Genomic DNA, 13,928 nt, shown 5'->3' with positions numbered 1-13,928 from the left:
TCCCTCAGCCACAGAACCGACTCCGGCGTCCGTCCAGCCGAGCACTGCCCGTCCGACGCCACCGAGCCAAGCGAGGTCCCTTGCCTTGATCACGATCACAGAAGACATCGACGTCCCCTGCCCACCCGACCGGGTCTGGGAGGTGGTCTCGGACCCCTCGCAGGTCGTGGGCTGCATCCGCGGCGCGGAACTCGGGCAATCCCATGACGACGGCTCGTTCGACGGCGCGCTGGTGGTCAAGTTCGGCGCGGTGCGGGTGAAATTCGGCGCCCGCATCGCCCTGGATCTCGACACCGAGAGCCAGGAGGGACATCTGACCGCCCGGGGCAACGACGGACAGGGCGCGACCCGGTACAAGGCCGATGCCACCTTCGGCGTCTCCCAGGGCCCGGCGGCCGGGACGTCGCGCGTGAGCGTCCGGGGCGAGATCACCCTCACCGGCAAGCTCGTTCCGCTGATCGAAGCCGGTGCCGGAGCGGTCATCTCGCGCATGACCAAGGACTTCGCCGACGAACTCGTCCGCCGCTGCGCGGGCGATGAGCAGGTCAGCGTGGTCCCGGTACGGCGATCCTGGTGGCTTCGCCTGCGCGACTGGTTGCGCGGCCGCACGCACAAGCCGCAGCCTCGGCAGGAGGCCCTGCGATGACGAGGCTGAACAGCGTGATCGGCGCACTCGAAGCGGGCGGGCACGCCTTCGCGGCGTTCGCCGCGCCCGAGCCCGCCGTCGCACTCGACTTCGCCACCAGCGATTACGACGGCCTCGTCTTCGAGGCCGAGCACAAGCCTTGGGACGCAACGACTTTGCGGGACAGCCTGCAATATCTGCTGAACCGGCGGCGGATCTTCGAGGCCGGGACGCTCGCACCCTCCCCCACCCCGCTGGTCCGGGTTCCGGTCAACGGCGCCGAATTCGGTCAGTGGCATGCGAAACAGGCCCTGGACCTCGGCGCCTACGGCATCGTCTGGCCGCACATCTCCCGCGTGGAGGAGGCGCGCAACGCCGTCGCCGCGTGCCGGTATCCGCGACTGCCGGGCCGGGAACGTTTCGAACCGGCCGGTCTGCGCGGCGACGCGCCCGCGGCCGCCGCGCGCTACTGGGGCGTCTCCAACACCGAGTACTACACGAAAGCCGATGTGTGGCCACTGGATCCGGACGGCGAGATCCTCGTCGTGATCCAGATCGAGGACCAGCTCGGCATCGAGAATCTGCCGGCGATCCTCGAGCAGGTGCCCGGAATCGGTCTCATCCTCATCGGCGAGGGCGACCTGAGCCAGGAACTGGGCGTGCCGCGTCAGCTCGACCATCCGCTGATGGTCGAGGCCCGCCGCCGGATCGTGCGGATCTGCCACGAGCACGGCGTCGTGGTCGGGCACCCGCACGTCACCGCGGCCAACGTGGAACAGGTTCTCGACGAGGGCTACCGCTTCCTGATGTCCGCACCGGTGCGCAGCTACCCCGGCCTCGACCTCGGACGCAAACTCACCGGCCGCTCCTGATCAGCACATTTGGAGAATTTAATGATCATCGACTGTCACGGTCACTTCACCACGGCCCCACCGGCGCTCGGGAAATGGCGGGAGCGCCAGATCTCCGCCTTCGAGAACTCCGGGGCGCGCGTCTCGCCCAGCGAACTCGAGATCAGCGACGAGGAGATCCGCACCGCCATCGAACAGGGGCAGCTGAAGCTGCAGATCGAGCGCGGCACGGATCTGACGATCTTCTCGCCGGGCGCGGGAAAGATGGCGCACCACTACGGCGACGCGCAGACCAGCCTGGTGTGGTCGCAGGTCAGCAACGACCTGATCGCGCGGGTGTGCGGGCTGTTCCCGGACCGGTTCATCGGCGCGTGCCAGCTGCCGCAGTCGCCCGGTGACGCACTGGCCGAGTCCGTGCGCACCTCGGCGATGGAGCTCGAGCGCTGCGTCACCGAACACGGATTCGTCGGCTGCCTGCTCAATCCGGACCCGTCCGACGGATATTGGCAGGCGCCGCCGCTGACCGACCGGATCTACTACCCGCTCTACGAGAAGCTGGTGGAACTCGACGTGCCCGCGATGGTGCATGTCGCGATGTCCCGCAACGAGGCGATCCAGGGCACCTGCGCGCACTACCTCAACGGCGACACCTCGGTGTTCATGCAGCTGTGCCAGTCGGATCTGTTCCGCGACTTCCCGACCTTGCGGTTGATCATCCCGCACGGCGGCGGCGCGGTGCCGTACCACTGGGGCCGCTACCGCGGCATGATGATCGACCAGGGCCGCCCGCCGCTGGAAGAAGCGTTGCTGCACAACGTCTTCTTCGACACCTGCGTCTATCACAAGCGCGGCCTGGAACTGCTCACCGACATCATTCCCGCGCGCAACGTGCTGTTCGCCTCGGAGATGATCGGCGCGGTGCGCAGCGTGGACCCCGAGACCGGCCGCCGGTTCGACGACACCAAGGCGATTCTGGATTCCATCGACTCGATCTCCGCGAAGGATCGCGCGGATATCTACGGCGACAACGCATTACGCGTCTTTCCGCGTCTCGAGGCGGCATTGCAGAACACGAAGCAGCAGGAGGTTGCGCGGTGAAGGTCTACGAAGCGCTGGCGAACGCGTTCGCCGCCGAGGGCGCGACCCACGTCTTCGGCATGATGGGCGATGCCAACATGCACTGGATGAACGCCCTGGCCGGGCACGGGACGCGCCTGTACGAGGTGCGCCACGAGGGCGCGGGCCTGAGTATGGCGCACGGATTCGCCCGTGCGACAGGACGTCCCGGGGTGGTGACCACGACCAGCGGCCCCGGCACCGCGCAGCTGGCCACCTCGATGATCGTGGCGAGCCGGGCCCGGATCCCGCTGGTCGCGTTCTGCGGCGAGACGTCGCTGGGCGACACCTCCGCCGTGCAGTATCTGGATCAGCGCCGGTTCGCCGCCGCGCTCGAATGCGAATTCCTCCAGGTGACCAAGGCGGACTCGGCCGAAGACGTTGTCCAGCAGGCGTTCTACCGCGCGCGGACCGAATCGCGGCCAGTGATGATCAGCGCACCCTTCGATGTGCAACTGCAGGAGTTCGAGGGTTTCAACGACTACGTCCCGTCCACCGATCTCATCCGGCCCCCGACGCTGCTGCCGAATCCGGAGCGCATCCAGCGCGCCTGTGAACTGATCGCGGCGGCCAAACGCCCGGTCATCATCGGTGGGCGCGGAGCGCGGGGAGCCGATGCGGGAGCACAGATCCTCGGCTTGCAGCGCCGCACCGGAGCGCTGCTGGCCACCACGTTGCAGGCCAAGAACTGGCTGTACGGCCAGACCGACTATCACGTCGGGATCGCGGGCCTGTTCGGCAGCAAGGTCGCGATGGAACTGCTGCAGGAGGCCGACTGCGTGATCGCGGTGGGCGCGAGCCTGAACCACTACACGATCGAGAGCGGATATCTGTTCCCCGAGGCGAGTTTCGTGCAGATCGACACCGCGCCGCACCTCGTGATGGGCAACGGCCGGGTGGCCGACTGCTACGTGCAGGCCGACGCGATCAGCGGCCTGACCGAACTGACCGCCGCCCTGGACGCCCGCGGCGTCGAGCTGGAAGGCTTCCACACCGCCGAGGTGCACCGCAGGCTGACCGCGCCGCTGATCGATCCGGCCGAATACCGCAGCGGCAACGGGCTTCTCGACCCGCGCGAGGCGATCTCGGTGATCGACGCCGAACTGCCCGGCGAGATCGGACTGGTGCTGGGCAGCGGACATCAGACCGACTTCGGCACGATGCTGTTCCAGCGCTCGCGCGAGATCACCTCGAACTACGGCATGTTCGGCGCGATCGGCCAGGCGCCGCTGCTCACCATCGGCATCGCCGTCGCCACCGGTCGGCCGACGTTCGTGGTCGAGGGTGACGCGAGTTTCCTGATGCACCTGTCGGAATTCGAAACCGCTTGCCGCTATGGGCTTCCCGTGCTCGTCGTCGTCATGAACGACGAGGGACTGGGCGCGGAGTACCACAAATCGAAGGCCAAGGGCCTGGACGCCGAACTCGCGCTGATCTCCACCCCGGAACTGGGTGCGGTGGCGAAATCACTCGGCGGCAACGGCGCGACCGTACGCAACACCGACGAGCTGCGCGCCGCGCTGGCCGAGTACGTCCGCGCGCCGGGGCCCACGGTGATCGACGTCCGGATCACCCGCGACGTGCTGAGCGTGCCCTATCGGCGCATCCAGTACGGCGAGGACGTCTGAGCCGCGCGGTCGCATCGAACACATCCACATCCGAACGAAAAGGCAAGACATGAACAAGCTTTCGGTGGTCCTGGGGAAGTACGCGCACGCGCAGCCGCTGCTGAGCGGTGACGTCGCGATCGAGGGATACGCGGTGGAACCGGTCACGGTCGAACCCGTCATCGGCGCGTACCGGCGGATGATCCGCGACCTCGAATTCGATGTGTGCGAACTCGCCCCGACCTCCTATCTGATGGCATTGCAGGCCGAGGTGGCTCTCACCGCGATCCCGGTGTTCCTCAACCGCCGCTTCCACCACGCCGATGTCCAGTGTGGCGCGAAATCCGGCATCCGCGTCCCGAAGGACTTGGAGGGCAAGCGGATCGGCGTGCGCGCCTACACCGTGACGACCGGGGTGTGGGTGCGTGGCATTCTGCGCGACGAATACGGCGTCGACACCGACTCCATCACCTGGGTCGTGGACGACGACGACCACATCGAGGGACGCGCGCCCTCGAACGTCGAGCGGGTCACCGACGGCCGATCGCTCGGAGAGTTGTTGCGCGCCGGGGAAATCGACGCCGCGCTCACCGGTAATGCCGGGACCGGACGCGCCGGCGCGCCCCGCACCGGCTGGCAGGCCGCGCCCGAGCAGCCCACCGGCGACGAGGGGCCGTACCCGCTGTTCCCCGAGGCCGACGTGCTCGCCACCGACTGGTATCTGCGCACCGGCATCTACCCGCTGCATTCGGTGATCGCGATCCGCGGCGAACTCGTCCGGAACGACCCCGGCCTGCCCAGCGCGCTGTACGCCGCGTTCGCCGAGGCCAAGCGCCGGCAGCTGGAAGCGGACCCGCGGTGGTCGGCGCTGCCGCGCCTGGGCGAACAGGCCGAACGGGTCAACGGCGATCCGATCCCCTACGGCCTGCACGCGAACGACGCGAGCCTGCGCGCGCTGGTGCGGTTCTCCCGCGACCAGGGCCTGCTCGACCCCGATTTCCCCGGCGAGCCCGCGAACCTGTTCGACGACGGCGACTATCCCGACGCCTGAGCGCGTTCGCCGGAAAAGACTGTCCCACAACGGAAAAGATCAGCAATGGACATCATCGACACGCACTGTCACATCATCTCCGACGATACGGACCGCTACCCCCGCGCACCGCTGGGCGGCAAGCAGTCCGGCTGGGCGTCCACTCGCCCGGTCACCGCGGACGGCATGGTCGCGGCCATGGACGAGGCCGGGATCGCCCGGTCGGTGCTGGTCCAGGCCACCACCGCGTACGGCTACGACAACTCTTACGTGCTGGACAGCCGGGCGCGGCGGCCCGATCGGTTCATCGCGGTGGGGACCGTGGACCCGTTGCGGCCCGATGCCGCGGACAACCTCGCCGCCGTCGTGGGCGCGGGCGGCCTGTCCGGGGTCCGGCTGTTCACCAGCGGCAGCACGGTGCCGATCCAGGGCGAGTGGTTCGCCGCGCCGGAGACCTATCCGTTCTGGGAGATGGCCACCGATCTGGGCGTCACCGTCTGCCTGCAGATGCGGCTGGGCCCCGCGACCGCCCAACTCGAGGAACTGCTGCGCCGGTTCCCCTCGGTCTACGTCCTGCTCGACCACATGGGCTACCCCGATATCACCTCCTCGCCCACGGCCGCGGGCAAGGAGGTGGCCAGCCTGGCCCAGCACCCCGGCCTGCACCTCAAACTGACCCACCGCAACCTCGAACCCCTCCGCGACGTCGGCAGGGAGGCGGCCGGATTCCTCGACCCGGTCCTGAGCGCATTCGGCGCACACCGCATCGCCTGGGGCTCCAACCTGCCCGCGGCCGAACAGTCCCTGCCCGAACTGCTGGCCCTCGCCCAAGCCGTGCTGACCGACGTCCCGCAGGCCGATCGCGAGGAGATCTTCGCCGGGACAGCACGCCGGCTGTACCACGGCCTCGCCGGACAGAACTGATATCGAGACCGGTCGCACCGTGTCACGGCCGCCGCACCGCCGAGACGACCGGCGTCCGGGCGAACGCGTCGTGCACATCACCGCTCGGCCCGGCTGGCGTCGGCCCACTCGAGAACCCAGCCGGGCCCCACGCGGAAGATCAGTAGCGGTTACGAAACATGTTGCAGCCGTCGCTATTCGAGTGGCCGTAACCGACCGGGCAGCGCACCGTCGGCGAATCCCGCTCACCCGCTGATGCTGCGGTATGGCTGGGTCGCCACCGCTGCGGGACCGCCCATCGGCCCTGCGACCTGATGCGGCGGACCAGGATCGGGCAGGCCCTGCCCGCAGCGGGCGACGGTGCGATGGGCAACGATCTCCGGACCCGGCCGCGCCCGGAAACGAACGGCCGGGACCGGCACCACATCACGACAACCACGCAGCCGCTCGCAGAACACCTTGCAGCAGTGGCAGATTCGGCACCCGAGGCACCAGGACCGGCCGGTCCACGGAGTCTTCCACCCGGCGACAGGGTGATGCGCGGCAATCTCCGGTCCCGGCCGCGCCCGGAAACGAACGGCCGGGACCGGCACCACATCACGACAACCACGCAGCCGCTCGCAGAACACCTTGCGGCAGTGGCGGCTTGGGCACCCGCACCACGGCAATGGCGGTCCGTGGCGACAGGGTGATGCGCGGCAAACTCCGGTCCCGGCCGCGCCCGGGAACGAGCGGCCGGGACCGGCGGCCACAACTCGTGAGCCGGGCGGGCGGTCTCGGAACAGCTTGCAGGAGTGCAGGTTCGAGTGGCCGAAGACGTTCTGGGGGAGCGGGTGGTGGAAGGTTCAGCGGGCTGTTGGCACCGGGGTCGGGGCGGTGACGGCGAGCTCGGTGGATTCGTCGGCCCAGGCCGTCGTGGTGCGGACGACGCCGGTCGCGATGAGATCGCGAGCGGCTCGGATGTCCCGGGGGCGGCCGATGGATACCGCGCCGACGAGTGCGCCCTGTTCCAGGGCCAGCGCGGTGAAGTCGCGGGAGTCGATCGAACCCCGGACGACCAGTTCGTCGTATGACGCCGGACGGCCTGCGAATTGGATGCTCACGCCGTACTGGGTGGTCCAGCCCCAAGGGGTGTCGATGTCGGTATGCTCTTGGCCCAGAATCGATTTCGCGGCGGCCTTACCATCGGCCAGTGCGCTGTTCCAGTGTTCGCAGCGCTCGTGGCGGCCGAGCGCGGGGTTGAAGCGATTGGCGACATCTCCGGCGGCGTAGACACCCGGGGCCGATGTGCGATACCGCTCGTCCACGAGAATGCCGTCGCCCACGGCGATTCCGGCCGTCCTGGCGAGTGCGGTGTCGGGGAATGCGCCGATCGCGACCAGGGCGGAGCAGGCCGTCCAGGTGCGGCCGTCGGCGGCGGTCGCGACGACTCCGCGACGATCGATCTGCTCGAGTTCGGCCAAGCGGACGTCTTTCTCGATCCGCACACCATGTTCGGCGTGCAGATCGGCGATCGTGGCCGAAACCTCGGGGGGCACAGTACGATTCAGCAGCATCGCGCCCGCGTGCAGAACCAGCGCCTCCGCGCCGAGACTCCGCGCGGTGGCGGCGACCTCCAAGCCCACCAGACCTGCGCCGATGATCAGCAGCGGGCCGTTCTCGATCGCCGCACGCAGCGGGGCGGTATCGGCGACGCCGCGCAGCGAGCGAACCCGCACGGGCGGATGCTGTTCCAGGCGCCGCGCCCGCGCACCGGTAGCCAGCAGCAGCGCGTCGTAGTCCAGCGCCTCGCCGGTACTGAGCCACAGCCGCCTGCGGTCGGTATCGATATCGGCCACCATTGTCGCCGTGCGCAGGTCGATATCGCCTTCGGCCCAATAGTTTTCGGGCTCGAGCAGGCAACGGTCGAACTTGCGCGTACCGGCGAGCAGATCCTTCGACACCATCGGGCGGCGATAGGGCCCATGGTGTTCCGCGCCGACGAGCACGATCCGGCCGGTGTATCCCTCGGCACGCAGGGTCCGGGCCGCGGTCGCCCCGGCCGGTCCGGCGCCCGCGATCACGATCCGGCCCGTCATGCGCGGCTGACCTCGACCATTTCGAAATCCGCCTTCGCCGCACCGCAATCCGGGCAGGACCAGTCCTCGGGAATGTCGGCCCAGCGGGTACCGGGCGCGATGCCGTCCTCGGGCCAGCCCAGCGCCTCGTCGTACTCGAAACCGCATTGCAGACAACGGAAAAGCTTGTAGTCGGTGGTCATCGGGATTTCCTTCCGGACGTATCGGTGACGGCGTCGAAGTCGACCTTCTCCCGGACGCCGCAGTCGGGACAGCACCAGTCGTCGGGCACGTCGGACCAGGATGCGCCGGGCGGGAAGCCCTCGCGCGCAGCACCTTCGGTCTCGTCGTAGACGTAATCGCAGACCGGGCAGCGATAGGCGGCCATCACCGCGCCCCGTACTTCGCCAGTACCCGTTCGCGTTGTGCGGGTTGGATATTCACCCGGGTGATGTCGCCCCGGTAATGCTCGAGCACCCGGTGGTCCATCACCCTGCGCCACAGCGGCGGGAAATAGGCCAGCGTGATCATGCTGGCGTACCCGCTGGGCAGATTCGGCGCACCGTCCATACTGCGCAGGATCTGGTACCGCCGAGTGGGGTTCGCGTGATGATCACTGTGCCGCTGCAGGTGGTACAGGAAGATGTTGGTCACGATGTGATCGGAATTCCAGCTGTGTTCGGGGGTACAGCGCTCGTAGCGTCCGGCCGCGGTCCGCTGCCGCAGCAGGCCGTAGTGCTCCAGATAGTTCACCGTCTCCAACAGCGAGAAGCCGTAGACGGCCTGGAGGACCAGATAAGGCAGGATCGCCGGCCCGAAGACCGCGGTCAGCACGCCCCACAGCGCGAGCGTCATCAACCAGGCATTGAGGGTGTCGTTGCGGATCGTCCACGGGCCCTTGCCCATTCGACCCAGCCGGGTCTTCTCCAGCTCCCACGACGAGCGCAGACTCCCCCACACGCTGCGTGGCAGGAAGGTCCAGAAATTCTCGCCGAAGCGAGCGCTGGCGGGGTCCTCCGGAGTGGCGACACGGACGTGATGGCCGCGATTGTGCTCGATGTAGAAGTGCCCGTACGCGGTCTGCGCCAGGGTGATCTTCGACAGCCAGCGTTCGAGCCGGTCCTTCTTGTGCCCGAGTTCGTGGGCGGTGTTGATGCCGACCCCGCCCATGGTGCCGATGCTCAGCGCAAGGCCGATCTTGGACACCACGCTCAGACCACCATCGACGCCCAGCCAGGACAGGTTCGACGCGGTCCACAGGTAGCTCGCGAAGACCAGGCTGATCAGCTGGAACGGGATGTACGCGTAGGTGCAGTACCGGTAGTACCGATCGTTTTCGAGCTCCTGCATGACCTCCTCCGGCGGGTTCTGCCCGTCGGGGCCGAAGAACCGATCCAGAGTCGGCAGCAGCACGTAGACCAGGATCGGCCCGACCCACCACCAGACCGGGCTGACCGCCTGCCAGCCCAACCAGTTGAACGCCCGGACCAGCGCCGCCGCGACCAGCAGCGCGGTCGGCGCGACCAGGCCCAGCAGCCACAGGTATCGCTTGCGATCGCGCCATTGCCGGGGCACGGCCGTGCCGGCCCCGGATTCGCCGCTCCGTGATGTCGTCATATCGCACTCCGTTTACACAATTCCAGAATGTGTATCTAGTGAATACAACTAGTAGCTGGTTGTCAATGACTGAGTCACTGAAGGGACTGATGTACGATGATCGCCGTGGCTGACGCGCCGAATTTTCAGAGCGAAATGCGCCTTCTCCTGCGCGAACGAGCTCTGGACGCCGCCCGCGAGGTGGTGTGCACCGAGGGCTGGGGTGCGGTGAACATGTCCCGCATCGCCAAAGATGTGGGGATCAGCCGGCCGGTGCTCTACAAGGAGATCGGCACCCGCCAAGCCCTGGCGGACGCGCTGATCGAACGCGAACTAGGCGCCTTCCTGCGCGGCATCGTCGACACCCTGGCCGAGCATCCGGACGAACCGATCACCGGCATGACCCGCGCGGCCGAATACACCCTGCGCACCGGCGCGGACAACACCCTGCTGAAGGCCGTCCTGTCCGGCCGGCACAGCGGCGACACCACCCTGCTCCCCGCGCTGGTCACCGAACCCGAACCGGTGCTGGGCCGCGCCCTCACCGCCCTCATCGCCGCCATGCGCGAACGCTACGACCTGCCCGCCCTCTCCGACGACGACCTGACCACCCTCGTCGAAATACTCGTCCGCCTCACCCTGAGCCACCTGTTCCAGCCCATCGGCCCGATCGAGCACGCCGTGGATCAGGTCGCCCTGGTGATCACGCGGGTCTTCACCGGCATGCTCTGACCCGGGCCGGAGCCACCTCACCAGGGGGAACGCACTGCAGCGGCAGATCGACGCCCTGGGCTGGAACGCGCAGTTCGGCGAGGCGCTGAACGCCGTGCCCGCCGAGCCGCCCTCGGGCTGCCGCCGGTGCGCGATGTACGCGGCCATGTCCTCACCGACCCGGCGCTGGCCGGCCGCGGACCCGGTGCTGGGACCGTGGCCGGAAACCCCCGGCCTGACGCCGTAGTTCGGTATCGAGCGAGTGCGCCCGCTCGTCAGCGACGGGCGGCCAAGACGAGCGCGAAGCGGTCGTCCGGATCGGTCCAGATGTGTTCGGTGTCGAAACCCGCGGTCTCGAGTTCGGCACCGAGGCCCTCGGGGTGGAATTTGGCGGAGATTTCGGTGCGTATCTGTTCGCCGCGGGTGAAGTGGACGGTGAGGTCCAGATCGGGAACGGTGACGGTCATGTCCCGGGTGGCTTCGAGGCGCATCTCGATCCACTCGTTCCGCGCGTCCCACAGGGCGACGTGGTCGAAGGCATCGGTGTCGAAATCGGCGCGCAGACGAGAATTCAACACGTGCAACACATTCCGGTTGAACTCGGCGGTGACCCCGGCGGCGTCGTCATAGGCGGGGACTAGGACCGCGGGGTCGATCACCAGGCCCGCGCCGATCAGCAACTGCTCCCCGGACTCGAGCACCGCGGCCACGCCCGCGAGGAATTCCGCGCGTTCGGCGGGGACCAGATTGCCGATGGTGCCGCCGAGGAAGGCGATCATCCGGCGGCCACCGCCGGGGAGATTGTGCAGGGTATCGGTGAAATCGCTGACCACGCCGTGCACGGCCAGACCGGGAAACTCCGCGTTGATCTCCGCGGCCGCGCCGCGCAGTGCGGATTCCGAGACATCCTGGGGTACATAGGTTTTCAACGGCCCGGCAGAATCGAGCGCGGACAGCAACAGACGGGTCTTGGCCGCCGATCCGGCGCCGAGCTCGACCAGGACCTCGGCCCGGGCGATCCGGGCGATCTCGCCGACGACCCGTTCCAGCAGCGCCCGCTCGGTGCGGGTCGGATAGTACTCGGGCAGCCGGGTGATCTCCTCGAACAGTTCGCTGCCGCGCGCGTCGTAGAACCACTTGGGCGGCAAGGTTTTCGGGTCCGAGGTCAGCCCGCGCCGCGCGTCCGCGCGCAACGCCTCGGTGAGATCGGCATCGGTGAGGTGGATTTCCAACGTCGGTGCGGTCATCACAACGCCCTTTCGGCATCTTCGGTATCGAGCGGGACGATCGACAGGTGGCCGGGCCGCAGCGTCACCAGGTGCCGGTCCGCTACCGCCCGCCAGCGCGGATCGTCGTCGTACGGTTCGGAGGCCACCACCGCGATCTCCTCGGTGACCAGCACCGAAAGCGCGTGGTGAACGGTTGTGGCCCACAGGGTTTCGCCATCACCGAGCAGCAGGTTCAGGCGCGATTCGGGTGACAGTTCCAGCACGGCCCGGATCACCCGCGGCAGAACCGTGGCCGGGTCCGCGGCCGACGAGCCGAATTCGCCCGCATCGCCGGACTTCTCCAGCAGATCGCGCACGATCACCCACAATGTCGCGGCGTCCGTGCGCGATTCGGCCTCGATCAGCGACGGTGAGCCGAATTCCACGGCCAGCCGGGTGAGTACCGGCTGCCAGTCCGGTATCCGCCCGTTGTGGCTGAACGCCCAGCGCCCGCCCAGGAACGGCGCGCACGCGTTGCGTTCCACCGATAGTGCATTGGTCGCCGAACGCACCGCACCCAGCACCGCGGCCGAACGCAATTGCGGCAGCACCTCGCGCACCGCGGGATCGGTCCAGATCGCCGCGGCGTTGCGGTACCGGCTCACCTCCCCGCCGGGTAGCCACCAGGCGACCCCGAAACCGTCGGCGTTGATGGTGCCGCCGCCGCGCATATCGCGCGGGGCCCACGCCTGCTCGTACAGCGAATGCGTACCGCGCGTGAGGATCTCGCCGACCGGCGCGACAGGGCCGAGATATCCGAGATGACGGCACATCAGCGCTCGTCCGATCGCAGATCGCGGGCGAGCCGGAAACCCGAGAAGATCTGGCGCCGGATCGGGTGATCCCAGTTGCGGAACGTACCGCGGCAGGCGACCTCGTCGGTGCCGAAACTGCCGCCGCGCAGCACCCGGTAGTCCCCGCCGAAGAAGACCTCGGAGTACTCGCGATACGGGAAAGCCTCGAAACCCGGGTACAACTCGAAACCCGAGGACGTCCACTCCCACACGTCCCCGATCAGCTGATGCACCCCGGCCGGTGACGCACCCGCCGGATACGCGCCCACATCGGCCGGTTCGAGATGACGCTGACCGAGATTGGCGGTGTTCGCGTCGGGATCGGCATCACCCCACGGATACCTGCGTGAACGGCCGGTGACCGGATCGAAGCGGGCCGCCTTCTCCCATTCCGCCTCGGTGGGCAGCCGCTTACCGGCCCAGTTGGCGTACGCCTGCGCCTCGAACCAGCACACGTGTACCACCGGCTGCGCCGGACGCAGCGGCGTCATGGTGCCGAAAACCCTTCGCCACCAATTGTTCCCACCATCGCGCTCCCAGAACTGCGGCGCGCTCAGATCCGCCTCGACCCGATGCGCCCAGCCGCGCTCGGACCACAGTTCCGGACGCCGGTAACCGCCGTCCTCGATGAACTCCAGATATTGCGCGTTGGTCACCGGCGCGGCATCGATCGCGAATCCGGGCAGCCGCACCGGGTGCGCGGGCCGCTCGTTGTCCAGCGCCCACGGATCGGTCGAGGTGCCCATGGTGAATTCGCCCGCGGGAATGACGATCTCGCCGGACACCGGGACCGCCGCGGTGGGCGCGGGCGCGGCCGAGAGCACCGCGGGGCCGGTGCGCAGCTGATGGGTGGCCAGCATCGTCTCGTCGTGCTGCTGCTCGTGCTGGGCGATCATGCCGAAGACGAAACCGCCGGAAGTCAGCCGATCACCGCGAAGATCGCTGTCCGCCAGCACATCCCACACCTTCCCGCGCACGGTGCCGGTGTAGTCGCGGGCCTCGTCGGGGTTCAGCAGCGGCAGCGCGGGCCGGTCCGCACGCGGATGCTGGAACGCGTCGTAGAGCCGATCGATATCGGCGCGCACCGGCTCCCGTCCGCCGGCCTCGCGCACCAGCCACAGTTCCTCCTGATTGCCGATATGGGCCAGATCCCACACCAGCGGGCTCATCAGCCGCGAATGCTGGGCGACCAGTTCGGCCTCGTCGACGCAATCGGTGAGCCCGGCAGTGCGTTCGCGCGCCCTGGTGAGCACGGCGGCGATCCGCTCGCGTAATCGCTCGGCATCGGCGTGGTCGGTTCCGGAAAGATGAACGGTCATCGAAGAACTCCGAGGGTGAGGTGTGGGTGAAGCTGGACCGGCGCGAGACGG

Annotated in this window: 14 protein-coding genes; 7 read left to right on the top strand and 7 right to left on the bottom strand. The window is 68.3% G+C overall.

Annotated features, from left to right (window positions below; all coding sequences use genetic code 11):
• The first annotated feature begins 85 nt into the window (after positions 1–85).
• The 6 genes from AC5WS7_RS27955 to AC5WS7_RS27930 are packed head-to-tail and all read left to right on the top strand — an operon-like array spanning position 86 to position 6,153.
• Positions 86–646, top strand: coding sequence for an SRPBCC family protein (locus AC5WS7_RS27955; protein WP_495957573.1), 561 nt, complete (start codon positions 86–88; stop codon positions 644–646).
• The gene (locus tag AC5WS7_RS27950; RefSeq protein ID WP_495957572.1) at positions 643–1,497 is read left to right on the top strand and encodes an HpcH/HpaI aldolase family protein; all 855 of its coding nucleotides are present in this window, start codon (positions 643–645) and stop codon (positions 1,495–1,497) included. The genes AC5WS7_RS27955 and AC5WS7_RS27950 overlap by 4 nt, the downstream gene beginning before the upstream one ends.
• 21 nt (positions 1,498–1,518) lie before the next feature.
• Positions 1,519–2,574 carry an amidohydrolase family protein gene (locus AC5WS7_RS27945; protein WP_495957571.1) on the top strand — a complete coding sequence of 352 codons (1,056 nt, stop codon included), beginning with the start codon at positions 1,519–1,521 and terminating at the stop codon, positions 2,572–2,574.
• Positions 2,571–4,220, top strand: a complete 1,650-nt coding sequence (locus AC5WS7_RS27940) for a thiamine pyrophosphate-binding protein (protein WP_495957570.1) — start codon at positions 2,571–2,573, stop codon at positions 4,218–4,220. Before AC5WS7_RS27945 ends, AC5WS7_RS27940 begins: the two co-directional genes overlap by 4 nt.
• Positions 4,221–4,269: 49 nt before the next feature.
• Positions 4,270–5,250, top strand: coding sequence for a substrate-binding domain-containing protein (locus AC5WS7_RS27935; RefSeq protein ID WP_495957569.1), 981 nt, complete (start codon positions 4,270–4,272; stop codon positions 5,248–5,250).
• Positions 5,251–5,295: 45 nt separating this feature from the next.
• Positions 5,296–6,153 carry an amidohydrolase family protein gene (locus tag AC5WS7_RS27930; protein WP_495957568.1) on the top strand — a complete coding sequence of 286 codons (858 nt, stop codon included), beginning with the start codon at positions 5,296–5,298 and terminating at the stop codon, positions 6,151–6,153.
• An 824-nt stretch (positions 6,154–6,977) separates the two neighbouring features.
• Here AC5WS7_RS27930 and AC5WS7_RS27925 read toward each other — a convergent pair.
• The 4 genes from AC5WS7_RS27925 to AC5WS7_RS27910 are packed head-to-tail and all read right to left on the bottom strand — an operon-like array spanning position 6,978 to position 9,806.
• Positions 6,978–8,210 (bottom strand): NAD(P)/FAD-dependent oxidoreductase, encoded by a 1,233-nt coding sequence (locus AC5WS7_RS27925; protein WP_495957567.1) that lies wholly within the window; start codon positions 8,208–8,210, stop codon positions 6,978–6,980.
• Entirely contained in the window at positions 8,207–8,392 is a 186-nt protein-coding gene (locus AC5WS7_RS27920) for a rubredoxin (protein ID WP_495957566.1), read from the bottom strand. Before AC5WS7_RS27920 ends, AC5WS7_RS27925 begins: the two co-directional genes overlap by 4 nt.
• Complete coding sequence (locus AC5WS7_RS27915) at positions 8,389–8,577, bottom strand: rubredoxin (protein ID WP_495957565.1); 189 nt, start codon at positions 8,575–8,577, stop codon at positions 8,389–8,391. Before AC5WS7_RS27915 ends, AC5WS7_RS27920 begins: the two co-directional genes overlap by 4 nt.
• Positions 8,577–9,806 carry an alkane 1-monooxygenase gene (locus tag AC5WS7_RS27910; protein WP_495957564.1) on the bottom strand — a complete coding sequence of 410 codons (1,230 nt, stop codon included), beginning with the start codon at positions 9,804–9,806 and terminating at the stop codon, positions 8,577–8,579. The genes AC5WS7_RS27915 and AC5WS7_RS27910 overlap by 1 nt, the downstream gene beginning before the upstream one ends.
• Positions 9,807–9,911: 105 nt before the next feature.
• Between AC5WS7_RS27910 and AC5WS7_RS27905 the strand changes: the two genes are divergently transcribed.
• Positions 9,912–10,517 (top strand): TetR/AcrR family transcriptional regulator, encoded by a 606-nt coding sequence (locus tag AC5WS7_RS27905; protein ID WP_495957563.1) that lies wholly within the window; start codon positions 9,912–9,914, stop codon positions 10,515–10,517.
• Between the two features lie 254 nt (positions 10,518–10,771).
• On the opposite strand, the gene egtD is transcribed toward AC5WS7_RS27905, so the two are convergent.
• Genes egtD through egtB form a run of 3 tightly spaced genes read right to left on the bottom strand, consistent with a single transcriptional unit; the run spans position 10,772 to position 13,877 of the window.
• Positions 10,772–11,743 carry an L-histidine N(alpha)-methyltransferase gene (gene egtD, locus AC5WS7_RS27900; protein ID WP_495957562.1) on the bottom strand — a complete coding sequence of 324 codons (972 nt, stop codon included), beginning with the start codon at positions 11,741–11,743 and terminating at the stop codon, positions 10,772–10,774.
• On the bottom strand, positions 11,743–12,537 hold the full coding sequence (egtC, locus tag AC5WS7_RS27895; RefSeq protein WP_495957561.1) for an ergothioneine biosynthesis protein EgtC: 795 nt from the start codon (positions 12,535–12,537) through the stop codon (positions 11,743–11,745). Before egtC ends, egtD begins: the two co-directional genes overlap by 1 nt.
• On the bottom strand, positions 12,537–13,877 hold the full coding sequence (egtB, locus tag AC5WS7_RS27890) for an ergothioneine biosynthesis protein EgtB (protein ID WP_495957560.1): 1,341 nt from the start codon (positions 13,875–13,877) through the stop codon (positions 12,537–12,539). Before egtB ends, egtC begins: the two co-directional genes overlap by 1 nt.
• Between the last annotated feature and the right edge of the window lie 51 nt (positions 13,878–13,928).

It is taken from the genome of Nocardia sp. PLKS1-43 (genome assembly GCF_059510335.1).
The sequence above is the reverse complement of the archived record's forward strand: the minus strand, read 5'-3'. Positions and strand labels throughout refer to the sequence as shown.